17 protein-coding genes are annotated in these 15306 nt (G+C 63.8%); 3 read left to right on the top strand and 14 right to left on the bottom strand.

Going from position 1 to position 15306, the window contains the following annotated elements; all coding sequences use genetic code 11:
* Positions 1 to 7 precede the first annotated feature (7 nt).
* The 14 genes from gspE to gpmA form a co-directional block, all read right to left on the bottom strand.
* Positions 8 to 1429 carry a type II secretion system ATPase GspE gene (gene gspE / locus CSQ93_RS09670; protein ID WP_099377863.1) on the bottom strand — a complete coding sequence of 474 codons (1422 nt, stop codon included), beginning with the start codon at positions 1427 to 1429 and terminating at the stop codon, positions 8 to 10.
* A gap of 10 nt (positions 1430 to 1439) precedes the next feature.
* Positions 1440 to 3680, bottom strand: a complete 2241-nt coding sequence (gene gspD, locus CSQ93_RS09665; protein ID WP_099377862.1) for a type II secretion system secretin GspD — start codon at positions 3678 to 3680, stop codon at positions 1440 to 1442.
* Positions 3677 to 4453: a type II secretion system protein N gene (locus CSQ93_RS09660; RefSeq protein ID WP_099377861.1), complete on the bottom strand. Its 777-nt coding sequence runs from the start codon at positions 4451 to 4453 to the stop codon at positions 3677 to 3679. Before CSQ93_RS09660 ends, gspD begins: the two co-directional genes overlap by 4 nt.
* Positions 4450 to 4983: a type II secretion system protein GspM gene (gene gspM, locus CSQ93_RS09655; RefSeq protein WP_099377860.1), complete on the bottom strand. Its 534-nt coding sequence runs from the start codon at positions 4981 to 4983 to the stop codon at positions 4450 to 4452. Before gspM ends, CSQ93_RS09660 begins: the two co-directional genes overlap by 4 nt.
* On the bottom strand, positions 4980 to 6209 hold the full coding sequence (gene gspL, locus CSQ93_RS09650; protein WP_233516125.1) for a type II secretion system protein GspL: 1230 nt from the start codon (positions 6207 to 6209) through the stop codon (positions 4980 to 4982). Before gspL ends, gspM begins: the two co-directional genes overlap by 4 nt.
* 19 nt (positions 6210 to 6228) lie before the next feature.
* Positions 6229 to 7203, bottom strand: a complete 975-nt coding sequence (gene gspK, locus CSQ93_RS09645; protein ID WP_099377858.1) for a type II secretion system minor pseudopilin GspK — start codon at positions 7201 to 7203, stop codon at positions 6229 to 6231.
* The gene (locus CSQ93_RS09640; RefSeq protein WP_099377857.1) at positions 7200 to 7823 is read right to left on the bottom strand and encodes a PulJ/GspJ family protein; all 624 of its coding nucleotides are present in this window, start codon (positions 7821 to 7823) and stop codon (positions 7200 to 7202) included. The genes gspK and CSQ93_RS09640 overlap by 4 nt, the downstream gene beginning before the upstream one ends.
* Positions 7823 to 8206 (bottom strand): type II secretion system minor pseudopilin GspI, encoded by a 384-nt coding sequence (gspI, locus tag CSQ93_RS09635; RefSeq protein ID WP_099377856.1) that lies wholly within the window; start codon positions 8204 to 8206, stop codon positions 7823 to 7825. Before gspI ends, CSQ93_RS09640 begins: the two co-directional genes overlap by 1 nt.
* Positions 8203 to 8697, bottom strand: coding sequence for a GspH/FimT family pseudopilin (locus CSQ93_RS09630; protein WP_051959291.1), 495 nt, complete (start codon positions 8695 to 8697; stop codon positions 8203 to 8205). The genes gspI and CSQ93_RS09630 overlap by 4 nt, the downstream gene beginning before the upstream one ends.
* A 12-nt stretch (positions 8698 to 8709) precedes the next feature.
* Positions 8710 to 9162 (bottom strand): type II secretion system major pseudopilin GspG, encoded by a 453-nt coding sequence (gene gspG / locus CSQ93_RS09625; RefSeq protein WP_035823835.1) that lies wholly within the window; start codon positions 9160 to 9162, stop codon positions 8710 to 8712.
* A 93-nt stretch (positions 9163 to 9255) separates the two neighbouring features.
* Complete coding sequence (locus tag CSQ93_RS09620) at positions 9256 to 10017, bottom strand: HesA/MoeB/ThiF family protein (protein WP_099377855.1); 762 nt, start codon at positions 10015 to 10017, stop codon at positions 9256 to 9258.
* An 8-nt stretch (positions 10018 to 10025) separates the two neighbouring features.
* Positions 10026 to 11519 (bottom strand): S41 family peptidase, encoded by a 1494-nt coding sequence (locus CSQ93_RS09615; protein ID WP_099377854.1) that lies wholly within the window; start codon positions 11517 to 11519, stop codon positions 10026 to 10028.
* A gap of 51 nt (positions 11520 to 11570) precedes the next feature.
* Positions 11571 to 13034 (bottom strand): murein hydrolase activator EnvC family protein, encoded by a 1464-nt coding sequence (locus tag CSQ93_RS09610; protein WP_099377853.1) that lies wholly within the window; start codon positions 13032 to 13034, stop codon positions 11571 to 11573.
* A 76-nt stretch (positions 13035 to 13110) separates the two neighbouring features.
* Positions 13111 to 13857, bottom strand: coding sequence for a 2,3-diphosphoglycerate-dependent phosphoglycerate mutase (gene gpmA, locus CSQ93_RS09605; RefSeq protein WP_099377852.1), 747 nt, complete (start codon positions 13855 to 13857; stop codon positions 13111 to 13113).
* A gap of 106 nt (positions 13858 to 13963) precedes the next feature.
* On the opposite strand from gpmA, the gene CSQ93_RS09600 reads away from it, so the two are divergent.
* The 3 genes from CSQ93_RS09600 (at position 13964) to secB (ending at position 15306) form a co-directional block, all read left to right on the top strand.
* Positions 13964 to 14380, top strand: coding sequence for a rhodanese-like domain-containing protein (locus CSQ93_RS09600; RefSeq protein WP_034783578.1), 417 nt, complete (start codon positions 13964 to 13966; stop codon positions 14378 to 14380).
* A gap of 25 nt (positions 14381 to 14405) precedes the next feature.
* Positions 14406 to 14672, top strand: coding sequence for a glutaredoxin 3 (gene grxC, locus CSQ93_RS09595; RefSeq protein ID WP_034753025.1), 267 nt, complete (start codon positions 14406 to 14408; stop codon positions 14670 to 14672).
* Positions 14673 to 14832: 160 nt separating this feature from the next.
* The gene (gene secB / locus CSQ93_RS09590; protein WP_034783580.1) at positions 14833 to 15306 is read left to right on the top strand and encodes a protein-export chaperone SecB; all 474 of its coding nucleotides are present in this window, start codon (positions 14833 to 14835) and stop codon (positions 15304 to 15306) included.

Genomic DNA, 15306 nt, shown 5'->3' with positions numbered 1-15306 from the left:
GGCGGGCCTAGTCTTTGGTCACGCGCAGCAATTCAGCCTGCGTGGTGGTGCCGTCGCGCAGCCAGCGTTCGCCGTCGTCGCGCATGCTCGTCATGCCGTCCTGCAGGGCCACCGTGCGCACTTCCGCTTCCGACGCGCGGTTGTGGATCTGCGCGCGGATCTGCTCCGTCGTGCGCAGCAGTTCATATACGCCGACACGCCCCTGGTAGCCCGTCTGGCCGCAATGTTCGCAGCCGACCGCCTGCCAGTATTGCCCGTCGAAGGTCTTGCAGGAGCCGCACAATTTGCGCACCAGGCGCTGCGCCAGCACGCCGAGCAGGGACGAGGACAGCAGGAACGGCTCGATGCCCATGTCGAGCAAACGCGTGACGGCCGCAGAGGCGTCGTTCGTGTGCAAAGTCGCCAGCACCAGATGGCCCGTCAAGGATGCCTGCACGGCGATCTGCGCCGTTTCCAGGTCGCGGATCTCGCCGATCATGATCACATCGGGATCTTGCCGCAAAATCGCCCGCAGCGCCTTGGCAAATGTCATGTCGATGCGCGGATTGACTTGCGTCTGGCCGACACCGGCCAGGTCGTACTCGATCGGGTCTTCCACCGTCAGGATGTTCGTGGTGGTGGCGTTCAGCATCGACAGCGCCGCGTACAGGGTCGTCGTCTTGCCCGAGCCGGTGGGGCCCGTGACGAGCACGATGCCGTGCGGCTGCGTGATCAGGCCGTCGAACTGCCCCAGCATGGGCGCGCTCATGCCCAGGTGCTGCAGGTCGAGGCGCCCCGCTTCCTTGTCCAGCAAACGCAATACGGCCCGTTCGCCATGCCCGGTGGGCAGGGTCGAGACGCGCACGTCGACGGGTTTGCCGCCCACGCGCAGGGTGATGCGGCCGTCCTGCGGCAAGCGCTTTTCGGCGATGTCGAGCTGCGCCATGATCTTGATGCGCGAAATCAGCGAGCCGTGGATGGCCTTGCGGGGGCGCACCACGTCGCGCAGGCTGCCGTCGATGCGAAAGCGCACAACGGAGGTCTGCTCGAACGGCTCGATGTGGATATCGGACGCGCCTTCGCGCAGCGCCTGCGTCAGCAGCGCGTTGATCATGCGGATGACGGGCGCGTCGTCGGACGATTCCAGCAAATCCTCGATGGCCGGCACGTCCTGCAGCAGCTTGGTCAGATCGAGGTCGGCGTCGAATTCATCGGCCATCTGCGACGCGTCGCCGCCGCCGCCCGCGTAGGCGCCGGCAATGGCCGCATCGAGTTCGCCGCGCGGCAGCACCGTCAGCTGGATCTGGCCGAAACGGCGCGACACTTCGGCAATCGCCGCCGGCGCCGTCGATGCGGCCACCAGCACCTCGACGGGGGCACCGTCGACGGCGCCGGGCCGGGCCAGCAAGCCGAAATCGCGCGCGTAGGCGTAGGGAAGCAGATTACTCATGACTGTCCCATCACTTCTGCGGCTGCTGCGGTTGTTGCTGATATTGCTGCAGCAGCGACTGCGGCGGCGTGGCCGCGTTGGCCGGCGCGCCTGGCGGCGGCGTCGGTGCCGGCGGCACGGGACGCGTCACCATGTTGCCGCCCACCGGCTGGCCATCCTGCAAGGCAGGCAGCACGGGCGTGCCCAGGTCTTTCAGCATCAGATTGCCCGTGGCCGGCACGGCGGCCGTCTCGGCCGAACGCATGTAGTCGTAGCGGTCGGCCGCCAGGCTGCCGCTCTGTTCCTTGTTGCGCACGATGACAGGGCGCAGGAAGATCATCAGATTGGTTTTCTTGCGCTCGCGCGTCTGGTACTTGAACAGGTTGCCGATCAGGGGAATGTCGCCCAGGCCGCGCACTTTTTCCGCGTTGTCGCCCGTGCTGTCCTCGATCAGGCCACCGAGCACGATGATCTGGCCGTCGTCGGCCAGCACATTGTTCTCGATCACGCGGTTGTTGATGGTGATGCCGCTGACGGCTGTCGACGTGGATTTGTCGACGCTCGACGTCTCATGATAGATGCCCAGCTTGATCGTGCCGCCTTCGGAAATCTGCGGACGCACCTTCAGGGTCAGGCCCACTTCCTTGCGGTCGATGGTCTGGAACGGATTCGTGTTGGTGCCGGCCGTGCTGGTGTACTGGCCCGTCAGGATAGGCACGTTCTGGCCCACCTTGATGGTCGCCAGCTCGTTGTCCAGGGTGATCAGGTTCGGCGTCGACAGGATGTTCGCGTTGCCGTCCGATTCCAGCGCATGCGCCACGGCGCCCAGGCCCAGCGCGCCGTTGATCTGCTTGAAGATGCCCAGGGTCAGGCCGCCCGTCGGCAGCACCTTGCCGCCGCCCAGCGCCAGCTTGGCGATATTGTTGTCGGTGCCGCCGGCGAACGACTGCAGCGCGCCCACGCGGTAGCTGCTGCTGCTGTCGCCGGAAAGCCCCAGCCACTGCACGCCGAACTCGGACGCCTTGGCCGACGTCACTTCGACGATCAGCGCCTCGATGTAGACCTGGGCGCGGCGCACGTCGAGCTGGTCGATCACGGCGCGCAGGTTGCGGTAGACGGCCTCGTTGCAGGTCAGGATCAGGGTATTCGTCGATGCGTCGGCCTGGATGAAGCCGGCCGCGCCGCCCGACGACAGCTGCTGCGGCCCGTTGCTCAGCGAAGCGCCGCCCGTGGTGCCGCTTTGCGTATTGCCGCCCAGGCCAGTGCTGTTCATGCCGCCGCCCTGGTTATTCTGGTTATTCGTATTCAGGCTGTTGTTGCTCGGCTGCTGCGCCGAGGCGGCCGTGCCGTCCGACGTCACCACCGAACGCAGGGTTTGCGCCAGCTTGGTGGCGTCCGCATTTTTCAGGTACACCACGTGCACATTGCCCAGCTGCGTGGTCGGCTGATCCAGCTTCGAGATCAGCGACTTGGCCAGGTTGGCGCGCGCCGCCGACGGCGCGCGCAGCACCAGCGAATTGGTGCGCGGGTCGGCCAGCACGGACACCTTGCCCGCGTCGCCCCCTGCGGCGCCGGCCGCATTCCCGCCTTCCATCAGTTTATTCACCATCGAGGCCAGGTCGGACGCGATGGCATAGCGCACGGGAATCACGTCCAGGTCCGTCGAGGCGGGCACGTCGAGCGCGGCGATGATCTTCGCCAGGCGCTTGAGGTTATCCGCGTAATCGGTGATCACCAGCGAGTTGTTGCCCGGGTTGGCGTTGATCGTGTTGTTCGGCGAAATCAGGGGGCGCAGCACGGCAAGCAGGTTGGCCGACGATTCGTAGTTCAGGTAAAACACCTGCGTGGCGATCTGGTCGCCCTTCACCTGGCTGGCGCCGTTGCCCACCTGGGTCGGCACGGATTGCAGCTTGGCATCCGCTTCCGGCACCACTTTCGCATAGCCGTCGCCGGAAACCACCGCATAGCCCTGCAGGCGCAAGGCCGAGGCCAGCAGCGCGAACGCCTGCGTCTTGCTGATCGATTTTTCCGACACCAGCGTGATCGTGCCCTTGACGCGCGGGTCGATGACGAAATTGATGTTGGTGTAATGGCCCACCGCCTTGATCACCGACTCGATGTCGGCGCCGACGAAATTGAGCGCCGCTTCATCGCCGGGCGCGGCCCAGACGGGTGCCGGCATGCCGGCCACGGAACAGCACAGCAAGGCGGCGGCCGACAGGCGGCGCAGCGAGAAGGAGGAGGTAATTGGGCTCACGGATGGTTTTTTCATTGTCTGAACTCTAAGGCGATGATGTTTTTTTCGCTATTGCTACGGCGCTGTCCCAGCAAATTCAACAAACTCGCCAAGGTCTCTTCATATCCTGCTGCGGCCTGGGCCTGGCCGGAAAACTGCATGCGCCCCTGATTCAGGCTGCCGCTGCCGTCGAGCAGCAGCGGTCCCTTGATGGAACGCAAGGTCAACGTCGCCTGCTGCCCCTGCCAATCGAAATCAAGCTCGTAACTGCCCAACGGACGCAAGGATGACAGGCGCGAGGCCATGTCCGTCATCTGCAAGGTCGTGCGGCCGACGGCGGAAAACTGCTGTTGTTCCAGTGCCAGCTGCAAGGTGCTCCACGACAGGCGCATGCTGCCCGTCGGCGCCACGGTATTTAACGGTGCACCCAGGCCGCCCAGGCCATCGGCCGGCAGCAGCAGGGCCGCCGGGCTGACTTGCCAGTGCGACCACGAGCCGCGCAAATTGACGGCCTGCGACAGCGCCTGCGCATTCTGCAATTCCACGTCCACCGATCCCCACAGCACGGACGGCGAAATGCGCCAGCTGAAGCGCCCCGGCAGCAGCGGCGTCACGGCGCCATTCGCGCTGGCCGCCCCGCCGACAAAGGCCGAGCCGCGCCACAGGGTACCTTGCGCGTCGCCCAAGGTCAAACGTCCGCCCGTCTGCTTTTCCACGAGACTGGCCACCCAGCCGGCGGGGAAGAATACCAGCAGGGTAACGCAGACGCTGACGATGATGGCCAGCAGCCAGCCAAGCAGGCGCATCATCGCGCCGCGCCCGGGCTCTGGTGCAGGCTCAAACTGGCGTCGACCAAGCCCGCCTTGCCCTGCGCCGTGATCTTCGCTTCCTGCACCGCCACGCGGCCTTCGCGGCGCAAGCCATCGAGCCACAGCATGACGCTGGCGAACGGCACGCCGTTCAATTGCACGCGCGCGTATTCTCCCGTCAGCGACAGCGATTGCGGCGCCAGGCCGCGCGCCTTCAGCGACGCATCGAGGCTGTCACGGCTCATCGGCGCCACCTGCACGGGCGCCTGACGCGCCAGGTCGCCCGCTTCACGCGCCAGCGCCTGCAGCTGGGCCGCATTCTGGCGCAGCTCGGGCAAGCTCTTTTGCAAGGCGATGCGGCCCGTCCAGGCCGGCTCGAAAAACACGGCGTAAACGAGGGCCAGCCCCGCCACCACGCCGCCGATAGTCAGGAGCTTGCGCTCCTGCTGCGTGCGTTCGGCCCAGAAGGCCTGCACGGCCTGCTGCTGCCCCGCCCACGCGGCGCGCGCCTTGTTGACTGCTGCACTCATGCTTTTGCTCCCGTGACCGGCGTGATCTTCCACACGCCCGGCGCCGTTTCATTCAAGGCCAGTTTGCGCGCGGCCAGGCCATCGCGTACCTGCGCCTGGGCGCTGGCGTCGACCATGTCCGGCTTCAGCCTGACGATCAGGCTGCGCTCGCGGTATTCCAGCGAGGCCACCACGCCGCGCCCGGCCAGGCCGCCCAGCGCCTCGCCCAGGGCCGCGCTCATGCTCGTAAAATCATCCATGCTGGCCTGCCCGCCCTGCAGGCGGGCAGCGGCGATATTGCGCCGCATCTGCTCCGCTTCCAGGCCATACACGGGCGCTTCGTTCGGATACGCAGCCTTGAAGGTTTGCTGCATCGAGGTGCGCACGGTGGCGGCCTCGCGCTTCAGGCGCATCCATTCGATATTCATGCCGGCCAGGTTGACGATCACGGCCAGCAGCGCCAGGCGCAGCGGCCAGCGCCAGCGGCGCCATTCAGTGGCCGATCCCGTGGCCGTGCCCAGGGCGCCGGCCAGGTCCAGTCCCGCGCCCTTGGCGCCGGCGATCCAGTGCGCCCAGTGGTCCAGCTCCACCGTCACACCCTCCATGCCGGCGGCCAGCTGTTGATAGTGCGCCAGCTCGGCCTGCGCCACATAGACCGTCAGCGGCACATCGCCGGCAAAGGCGCGCGTCGTCAGCAGCGCCTGCTGCGGCTGGGGCGGCAAGACCAGGCCCAGGCCCTCTTGCGGCGCCTGGCGCAAGGCCAGTTCCAGGCCGTCGCCGCTTGCCTGCAAGGCGGCCGTCACGCTGCCCGGCTGCAAGGGCAGGCACAGCTGCGACGGCAGCAGCACCACCTTGCGCGCGCCCTGCGCCAGCAAAGCCTTGACGAGTACCTCGGCCCAGGCGCGCTGCGCCACGGCCACCGTGCGCATGCCGGCAGCGTCGGGCGCGCCGGCAACCAGCAGGCAATCCTGCGCGTCGCCCAAAATGTGTTCTTCCACCAGGCCCGGCAAGGCTGCGCGCAAACGGGCGCCGGCCAGCGGCGGCATTTTCAGGCGCAGCAGGGTCACATCGGCCGCGGCCAGCAGCAGCAGCACCTGCTTCGCGCCGGCGATCAGCTGGCCCAGGCTGCCCAGCGGCGCGCTGCCCTGTTGCAACAGGGCGCCGCCGTCGCCGGCCAGCACAAAGGAGCAGGCAGGCGCGCTGTTGGTAGACGCCTTGGCCGGGTGACGGATATACAATATTGTCAAAGTGACTCGCTTTCAGCTGTTAATTTTCCCGCAGCCAGACCAGGCTGGTGGTGCGTTGCGGATCCGTTTTTCGATTGACGAGCGCCACGGCGTCCAGGGCGGCACGATCCAGCCGCACGCGGATGACGGTGAGGAAGTAGCGGCTCTTCACATCGAGTTCCACGCCTTCAATCAATGCAGCATTAATATTATTCTGGAAATTTAACTTATCGACAAACTTTTTGCGCGGATTGCTCAAAGTCAGGGCGCTGGCCTCGGACAGCGACATCATCGTCACGGCCGCCAGCACCTCGGCCGGGGCCGTATTCACGTTCACGGGCGTTATTTCCGGCAATACGATGATGAAATCGCGCAGTTTTTCAATGATCTGTGGCGTGTAGCCAGGCACGGCCAGCAAATCCTCGACCTGCGTGAACGCCACCGGCTCGCTGCCGCCGCCCGATGCGGGCATGGCGGCGGGCGTCTTGCCGTCGGTGCCGCTGGCAACAGTGCGCGGTTTCGGCTTCGCGCGCAGCACGGCATCGGCCGTCGCTTGCGCCAGGGAACTATCGAGCTGCAAGTTGGATAACAGTCGCTGGTAGGCCAGCACCTGCTTCGCATTGATGCCGCCCGTGGCTTCAAGCAGGTTCGTAATATTGAAGCGCGCCTGCGCATCGAGTGCGCGGCCCGAGACGGTGGCGTCGAATTTTTCCGTGTCGACCTTTTCGCGGTCCACATAATCGTCGAGCCGCGCTTCCTCGATGGGCGTGGCCCAAACGCCATCGAGCGCCGTCAGCATGGGGTTGTCCTGCCGCAGCCAGAAGCGGGCGAAGTCGACCATGCCACGCATGGCCCACTGCGTCTGCAGGCGCAGGCGCTGGTTTTCCATCGAACGCACTTGCACCTGCTGCTGCCAGAACAGGCTGGCGACAACGGTAATAGCCAGCGCCGTCAGCAGCAGGGCCGTGATGACGGCCACGCCGCGCTGGCGCGAGGGAAACTTGAAGCGCGTCATCCCGGCCCCAATAAAAAGACTTTCGACAGGCCCGCGTCCTGGCCCGGCATCTGCAGGGTCACTTCCAGGCCCGGCACTTGCGTGGAGATGGTGGCGCCCGCCGTCAGCACGTTCCAGGCGCCATTGTTCCAGCCGCGCATGACCATGCTGTCGACGCCGTTCATCAAGGTGACGTCGGCGCTGGAGGTATCGGTATCGTCGCGCGCCGCCTGCCACAGGGTGTCGAGCACGGCCAGGTCGCGCGTGCCGTTCGACTCGCGCCGCGTCAGCACGCCGCCGCGCAGGCGGTAAGTGACCACTTGCAACTGCTGCGGCTCCTGTTCCGAGGCGGCCAGGCGCACCAGGGTCAGGCGGTCAGTCTCCGCCGACAGGTTGATGCGGCCATTCAGCAGGGTATTGTTCTGGCCGGCGCCGGCCAGGTGGTCGCAATCGCTCTGCATCTGGGCAAACGCCAGCTGCATGCCGCGCGCCTGTTCCAGCTGGCTGGTCAGCACTTCGCGCGAGCGCATGATGCTGTCCAGGCCGCGCCAGCCCAACACGGCGACCATGGCCAGGATGCCGATCGCCACGAGCAGCTCGATCAGGGTGAACCCCTTGGCGGGAAGATGACGGCGCGCCATCAGTCGTTAAAGGAAAGTAATACCAGGCGCACGATGCGCCGGGCCGGATATTGCGCGTCGTACACGTTGACGCGCACTTGCCGGATGCGGGGATTCGGCGTGGCCACCACTTCCTCTTCGCAAATGAGTTTTAAATCGCCCTGCGGGCAGTCGACCGTGCGCTTGCCCGTCTGCGGGAACGTTTTCGCCAGGCGCAAGCGCACCAAATGGTTTTCCGCCGACCAGGTGGCCATCATGGCGCTGCGCAAGCCGTCGCTGTTTTGCGTCAGGCTGCCGACGGCGCGCAGGGAGGCGCCCAGGGCCGTGCCGACGATGACGAGGGCGACCAGGACTTCCAGCAAAGTAAAGCCACGCTGGCGGCGTTGTCGTGGGAAGGCCATCATTGCTCGACCGTGAAGTGGCCGATGCCGTCGGCGCGGATGGCCACGCTGCGCTCGCCACTGGCCAAAGTCAGCACGAAAGGCTTGTCGACCGGTTCGCGGCCGAAGATGATGCGCAGCGGCTGGGCCACGCTGTTCGAGGGCTGCACGCTGAGCAGCATGGGCGTGTTGGCAAACGCGCGCTCGCGCAGCAAATCGTCCTGCGTCACGGGCTGCCACAGCTTTTCATTGAGAACCAGGAAACGGTATTGATTTTCGTCAGCCTCGAACGCCACCTGCCGGCTGCGCACGATGGCTTCATCGCGCGCCAGTTGCAGCAGCAGCGCGATGCGCTCGGCTTCCTTTTGCAAGGCTTGCTGGCCATTCGGCATCGCGTTCAGCGACACCAGGCCCAGGGTCACGCCGATGATGACCATCACCACCAGCAATTCGATCAGCGTGAAGCCGCTGGCGCGTGGCCGGGGCGGTGCGCGACCGGTGGTCATGGCAGGCATGCAATGGAAAACTTACAGTTCCCAGGAACCGATATCGGCGTCGTCGCCGCTACCGCCAGGCTGGCCGTCGGCGCCCAGCGAAATGATGTCGACTTCGCCTTTCACGCCCGGCGACAGGAACTGGTACGGGTTGCCCCATGGATCCTTCGGCATTTTTTCCAGGTAGCCGCCCGCTTTCCAGCCATTCGCGGCCGGTCCCGTGGTCGGTTTTTCGATCAGCGCCTGCAAGCCCTGCTCGGTGGTCGGGTAGCGCTGGTTATCCAGGCGATACAGTTTCAAGGCTTGCATCACGGTAGCGATGTCGACTTTCGCCGCCGCCACTTTCGACTCGCCCGTGCGGGCGATCAGCTTGGGCACCACCAGCGACGCGAGGATACCCATGATCACCACCACGACCATGATTTCGATCAAAGTGAAGCCGCGCGCGCGGCGCTGGCGTATCGGATGGTTTGCTGCGTTTTGCATAAGAAAGAGAGAAGAAGGTGAGTAATGAGTGCAGAGTATAAAGCGGAAATATGACAAAGCCTGTCATATAGGGAAAAATTTCTGCGGGGCCTGTCAGGCCGGCAAGACCACTTCGCCGCAAACGGCGCAGCCGGGGTCACGCGCGACGCGCATGCTGCTCCACTCCATGTGCAAGCCGTCGAGCAGCAGCAACCGTCCGGCCAAGGATACACCCGCGCCCATGATGAGTTTCAGGGCCTCGGCCGCCTGCATCGCGCCCACCACGCCGACCAGCGGCGCGAACACGCCCATGGTCGAGCACGCCTCGTCCGTGAACTGCTGCTCCTGCGGAAACAGGCAGGAATAACATGGCTGGGTACCCGTGCGCGGGTCGAACACGCTCACTTGCCCGTCGAAACGGATCACGGCGCCCGACACCAGCGGCACCCTGGCCGCCACGCAGGCGCGGTTGACGGCATGGCGCGTGGCGAAGTTGTCGGTGCAGTCGAGCACCACCGTGGCGGAGCAGACCAGTTCGGCCAGGCGCGCGCCGTCGAGGCGCTCCTGCAAGGCGATGATATCGATCTCGGGATTGATGCCGGTCAAGGTCTCGCGCGCCGACAGCACTTTCGGCTGGCCCACGCGGGCCGTCGTGTGGGCGATCTGGCGCTGCAGATTGGTCAGATCGACCGTATCGTCATCGACCAGGGTCAGCTTGCCGACACCGCTGGCGGCCAAATACATGGCCGCCGGCGAGCCGAGCCCGCCCGCGCCGATCACCAGCACATGCGCGTCGAGCAAGGCTTGCTGGCCTTCGATGCCGATCTGATCAAGCAGGATATGGCGCGAATAGCGCAGCAGCTGATGGTCGTTCATGGCGGCGACTACGGTTTTTGTACAGGAATCTTCTTGTCATCGGCCTTGATGTCGGAAGCAATTTCCGGCTTGGCGCCGATCTTCTCCGCCTTCGGGTCCACCTTGGCCAGCTGCACCGGCAAGCCCTGGAAATGGTTCAGCGCTTGCTGCAGCTGGAAATCATCCTTGGCGCCGTATTCGAGCGGTTTGCGCTTTTTCGCCGTGGCGATCAGGCGCTGCTCTTCTTCCAATTGATCCTGCATGCCTTCCATGGTTGGCTTGGCCGCTTCCGGCTTGCCGTCGTTGCTGCTCAGGTGTTTTTCCAGGTCCGCCTCGCGGATACGCAGGCTGTTCCAGCCGTCGCCCTCGGCCGTTTCATCGACCAGCAAGTCCGGCACGATGCCGCGCGCCTGGATGGCCCGGCCCTTCGGCGTGTAGTAGCGGGCCGTCGTCAGCTTGACGGCCGTGTCGGCCGTGATCTGGCGCAAGGTTTGCACGGAACCCTTGCCGAACGTTTGCGTGCCGATGACGGTGGCGCGCTGGTAATCCTGCAAGGCGCCGGCGACGATTTCCGAGGCGGAAGCGGAGCCGGCATTGACCAGCACCACCAGCGGCACGGTTTTCAGCCCTGCCGGCAGCTTGGCCAGCGGATCGGCCTTGGCGCCCGGCGGCGCATAAAATTCGCGGCGGCCATAAAACACCTGTTTCGACTCGGGTAATTGGCCCTTGGTGGAAACGATCACGGAGTTACCCGGAAGAAATGCTGTCGCCACGCCAATGGCTCCCGGCACGACGCCGCCGGGATCGTTACGCAAGTCCAGCACCAGGCCCTTGAGCTTGGGGTCTTGCGCATACAGGGCGTTGATCTTTTTGACCATGTCACCGACGGTCGGTTCCTGGAACTGGGCGATGCGCAGCCAGGCATAGCCGGGCGCGACCATCTTGGCCTTCACGCTTTGCACGCGGATTTCCTCGCGCACGATGGGGAACACCAGCGGCTTGCTTTCGCCCTTGCGCGACATCGTCAGCACCAGCTTGGTGCCCGGCTGGCCGCGCATCTTCTTGATGACTTCTTCCAGCTGCAAGCCTTTCAGCGGGATATTGTCGAGGCGGGTGATCAGGTCGCCCGCCAGGATGCCGGCCTTGGCGGCAGGGCTGTCCTCGATGGGCGAGACGACTTTCACATAGCCGTCTTCCATGCTCACTTCGATGCCGATGCCGACAAACTTGCCCTGCACGCTTTCGCGCATTTCCTTGAAGGCATTCTTATCCAGATACACGGAGTGCGGATCGAGCGACGAGACCATGCCGGAAATGGCTTCCGTCAAGAGTTTCTTGTCTTCCACCTTCTCGACGTAATCGGACTTGATCAGGCCAAAGACGTCGGACAGCTGGCGCAGCTCGTCGAGCGGCAGCGGGGCATTCGTGATCTTCTGCGCCACGGCCGGGAACTGCAGCGACATGCCGATGCCGGCCAGGACGCCCAGACCGATCAGGCCGATACTTTTGACTTTGATACCCATGTATTCTTCGCAATCTACAAATTCGCTGCCGCAGCAATGGTGGGAACTGAATTAAAACTTCACCCAGGTGGCGGGGTCGAAGGCGCGGCCCTGATGACGCAATTCAAAGTATAGCCCTGATTCCTCGTTGCCGCCGCTGTTGCCCGCACTGGCAATGGCGTCGCCGCCCTTGACGGCGTCGCCCACTCTTTTCAGCAGGGATTGGTTGTTGCCATAAATGCTCATGTACTGGCCGCCATGGTCGACGATGATCAAATTGCCGAAACCGCGCAACCAGTCGGAAAACACGACGCGGCCACCGGCGATGGCGTGGATCTCGCTGCCTTCGCCCGTGCGGATGAACACGCCCTTCCAGCTGGGGCCGTCACCGCGCTTGCTGCCGAAGCGGGCGGCGATCTTGCCCGCCACGGGCGCGCGCAGCTGCCCTTTCAGGCTGGCAAAGGCGCCGGCTGGCGCGGCCGGGCCCAGGCTTGGGCGCTCCGGCTCCGGTTCGGGCTTCGGTTCCGGCCTAGTCGCCACCTTGGCCACTTGCGGCGGCTCGTCGTCATCGATCGGTTCCAGTTTCACGGGTGGCGGTGGCGGCGTTTGCGGCTTGATCTTGCCCGATTTGTTTTGTTGCTCTTTTGCAATGCGCTCGCGCTCGGCCTGCGCCTGGGCGGCCTTGGCGCGCGCGGCCAGCAGGCGTTCGCGTTTTTCCGCGGCAATCTTGGCGTCGGCGGCCGCTTTGGCGGCGGCACGCTGTTCGGCCAGCAATTGCTGGCGTTTCTTTTCCGCTGCGGCAGCGGCGGCCTGCTCTTCGATCAGTTTTGCCAGCTTGTCGACCAGGTTGCCCATGCGCTGTTCGTCGCGCTCGACATTGCCCACTTCCTTGCGCTGCGCCACCAGGCGTTGCGACAAGCTCGTCAGCAATGCGGCGCGGCGCGCCTTCTCCTGCACCAGCAGGGCTTTCTGGTCGCGCTCTTCCTGCGCGATTTCTTCCAGTTCATCCTTGGCGTTCTGCACGTCCGCCTGGTTTTTCTCCACGGCCAGCAAGTTGGCGCGCAAGGCTTCCAGCAGGCGCGCCTGCGCCTGCGACACATACGCCATCAATTGCAGGTCGCGGTTGATGCGGTTCGGGTTATCGCCCGACAAGAGCAGCTTGATGCGGTCTTCATTGCCGGCGACATATTGTTCACGCAGCAACTTCGACAGCTGCGTCTTTTGTTTCTCGACGGTGGCCGTCAACTGCTGGTGCTCTTGCCCCAGCGCATTGAGTTTCACACCCGTCGCGCTTTGTTCCTGCGCCAGGTCGCGCAAGGCGCGGTTGGCATTGGAAATGGCCTCTTCCGACTCGGCCAGGGTATCGGCCGCGTCATCCTTGGCGCTTTCCGTGCGGCTGATGTCGCGCTTGAGCGCCGTCAGCTTTTGTTGCAGTCCTGCACGTTGTGCTTCCGCGGCCGCCTTCTGCTTACTGCGTTCGGTGGGCTTGGCGCCCTGCGCGGCACCGCTGCAAAGCAGCAGCGCCAGGCACAGCATGGCACCGGCGCGCCACGCCGGCAGGGGTCGTTCAGCAGAGGGGGCGATGGCTGTGCCGCGGAAGGAAGACGACAAGTTACTTGGCCTTCCCTTGGTTCGCCACGGCTGCTTGCGCTGCCGCAATCGCTGCCGGGTCGCCCAGATAATAATGACGGATCGGTTTCAGGTCGGCGTCCAGTTCATACACGAGCGGCTGGCCGTTCGGAATGTTCAGGCCGACGATGTCGCTGTCGCTGATGCCGTCGAGCATCTTGATCAGCGCGCGCAGGCTGTTGCCGTGGGCCGAAATGATGATTTTCTTGCCGGCGCGGATGGCCGGGGCGATTTCTTCATCCCAGGCCGGCATCACGCGCGCCACGGTGTCTTTCAGGCATTCGGTCAGCGGAATCGATGCTTGCGGCAAGCCGGCATAACGCGGGTCGTTGTACGAGGCGCGGTCGTCGTTCGCTTCCAGCGGCGGCGGCGGCGTATCGTAGCTGCGGCGCCATACCAGTACTTGCTCGTCGCCATACTTGGCGGCTGTCTCGCCCTTGTCCAGGCCTTGCAGGGCGCCGTAGTGGCGCTCGTTCAAGCGCCAGTCGTTCTTGATTGGCAAATACATCATGTCCATCTCGTCGAGCGCCAGCCACAGGGTGCGGATGGCGCGCTTCAGAACGGAAGTGTAGGCCACGTCGAACGTAAAACCTTCCTGCTTGAGGATCTGGCCGGCGGCCTTGGCTTCGTTGACGCCCTTTTCCGTCAGATCGACGTCGGTCCAGCCGGTGAAGCGGTTATCGAGGTTCCAGGTGGACTCGCCGTGACGCATGAAAACGATTTTGTACATAGTTCTATCTTCTCAAGGGGTTCAAATCAAAAAAGCAAAACGTAAAAAGACCTCGTCCAGCTTCTATTTTATAATGCGCGGATTGACTTAAACCATTGGACCCTACGTGAAATTCATTATCGACCACATTTTTCTGTTTGCCATCGTCATTATTTCCGGCGGCGCCCTCCTCTGGCCACTGCTGTCGATGCGCGGCAAGCGCGCGACCGTGCTGGAAGTCACGCAACTGATCAACCGCGGCAAAACCATCATCGTCGACGTGCGCAGCGCGGAAGAATTCGCCACGGGTCACTTGCCTGACGCAAAAAATATTCCGCTGCCGGAACTGGCAAAACGCGTGGGCGAGCTGGAAAAATTCAAAACGCGCCCCATTGTAGTGGTTTGCCAGAAAGGTTCGCGTTCGGCAACCGCCGTCGGCCTGCTGGGCAAAGCTGGTTTCGCTGAGGCAACGAGCCTGGAAGGCGGCCTCGACGAATGGAAAAAGCAGGGTTTGCCATTGAAAACCTTGTCGCTGGCGAAATAAACCAGCATTAACTGAAGGAATCATCATGACCGTCCCAGTAATTGTGTATAGCACCGCCGTGTGCCCGTATTGCGTGCGCGCCGAGCGCCTGTTGGAATCGAAGGGCGTCGCCGTACAAAAGATCCGCGTCGACCTCGACCCGGAAGAGCGCATCAAGATGATGGAACGCACGGGCCGCCGCACGGTCCCGCAAATCTATGTGGGCGATACCCACGTGGGCGGATTCGACGATTTGTATGCGCTCGATCAAGCTGGCAAGCTGGACCCCTTGTTAAATGGCACGGCAGCCTGATATAAAGCGGGTTCGAGAAATTGCTTGGTTTTTTGTCGTATTGTTTTGATACAATTGCCCTCGCACCTGATCTGGCCGCGCCTATCCGGCGCGGTTTGAATACCGCAAGCACCATATTTGAACGGTGTGCCGTTCTTGTCCTTTACAACGAAAGCGTTCCATGTCTGACGAAAATCTGCAACCAGTCTTCCAAATCCAACGCGTCTACCTGAAAGACATGTCGCTGGAACAACCAAATTCCCCAGCTATTTTCCTGGAACAAGAAGCACCAGCCATCGAAGTGGCACTGGACGTGGGCGCTGCGCCTCTGGCCGACGGCATCTTCGAAGCCACCGTGACCATCACCGTCACCGCCAAAGTCGGCGAAAAAGTCGCTTTCCTGGTTGAAGGCAAGCAAGCCGGTATCTTCGAAGCACGCAACATTCCTGCTGATCAACTCGATCCACTGCTGGGAATCGGCTGCCCGAACATCATCTACCCTTACCTGCGCGCCAACATCGCCGACGTGATCACCCGTGCCGGCTTCCCGCCAGTACACCTGGCCGAGATCAACTTCGAAGTGTTCTACCAACAACGTCTGCAAGCTATTGCTGACGCCGCTGCCGCAGCGCCAGCAGCCAGCGAAACGCACTAA

Origin of the sequence: Janthinobacterium sp. BJB426, assembly GCF_002735705.1 — a bacterium.
Lineage (GTDB): Bacteria > Pseudomonadota > Gammaproteobacteria > Burkholderiales > Burkholderiaceae_D > Janthinobacterium.
The sequence above is the reverse complement of the archived record's forward strand: the minus strand, read 5'-3'. Positions and strand labels throughout refer to the sequence as shown.

Coding starts and splice junctions, on each gene's coding strand:
- gspE (WP_099377863.1), bottom strand. CDS start 1,429: ATGAGTAATCTGCTTCCCTACGCCTACGCGCGCGATTTCGGCTTGCTG.
- gspD (WP_099377862.1), bottom strand. CDS start 3,680: ATGAAAAAACCATCCGTGAGCCCAATTACCTCCTCCTTCTCGCTGCGC.
- CSQ93_RS09660 (WP_099377861.1), bottom strand. CDS start 4,453: ATGATGCGCCTGCTTGGCTGGCTGCTGGCCATCATCGTCAGCGTCTGC.
- gspM (WP_099377860.1), bottom strand. CDS start 4,983: ATGAGTGCAGCAGTCAACAAGGCGCGCGCCGCGTGGGCGGGGCAGCAG.
- gspK (WP_099377858.1), bottom strand. CDS start 7,203: ATGACGCGCTTCAAGTTTCCCTCGCGCCAGCGCGGCGTGGCCGTCATC.
- CSQ93_RS09640 (WP_099377857.1), bottom strand. CDS start 7,823: ATGGCGCGCCGTCATCTTCCCGCCAAGGGGTTCACCCTGATCGAGCTG.
- gspI (WP_099377856.1), bottom strand. CDS start 8,206: ATGATGGCCTTCCCACGACAACGCCGCCAGCGTGGCTTTACTTTGCTG.
- CSQ93_RS09630 (WP_051959291.1), bottom strand. CDS start 8,697: ATGCCTGCCATGACCACCGGTCGCGCACCGCCCCGGCCACGCGCCAGC.
- gspG (WP_035823835.1), bottom strand. CDS start 9,162: ATGCAAAACGCAGCAAACCATCCGATACGCCAGCGCCGCGCGCGCGGC.
- CSQ93_RS09620 (WP_099377855.1), bottom strand. CDS start 10,017: ATGAACGACCATCAGCTGCTGCGCTATTCGCGCCATATCCTGCTTGAT.
- CSQ93_RS09615 (WP_099377854.1), bottom strand. CDS start 11,519: ATGGGTATCAAAGTCAAAAGTATCGGCCTGATCGGTCTGGGCGTCCTG.
- CSQ93_RS09610 (WP_099377853.1), bottom strand. CDS start 13,034: ATGCTGTGCCTGGCGCTGCTGCTTTGCAGCGGTGCCGCGCAGGGCGCC.
- gpmA (WP_099377852.1), bottom strand. CDS start 13,857: ATGTACAAAATCGTTTTCATGCGTCACGGCGAGTCCACCTGGAACCTC.
- grxC (WP_034753025.1), top strand. CDS start 14,406: ATGACCGTCCCAGTAATTGTGTATAGCACCGCCGTGTGCCCGTATTGC.
- secB (WP_034783580.1), top strand. CDS start 14,833: ATGTCTGACGAAAATCTGCAACCAGTCTTCCAAATCCAACGCGTCTAC.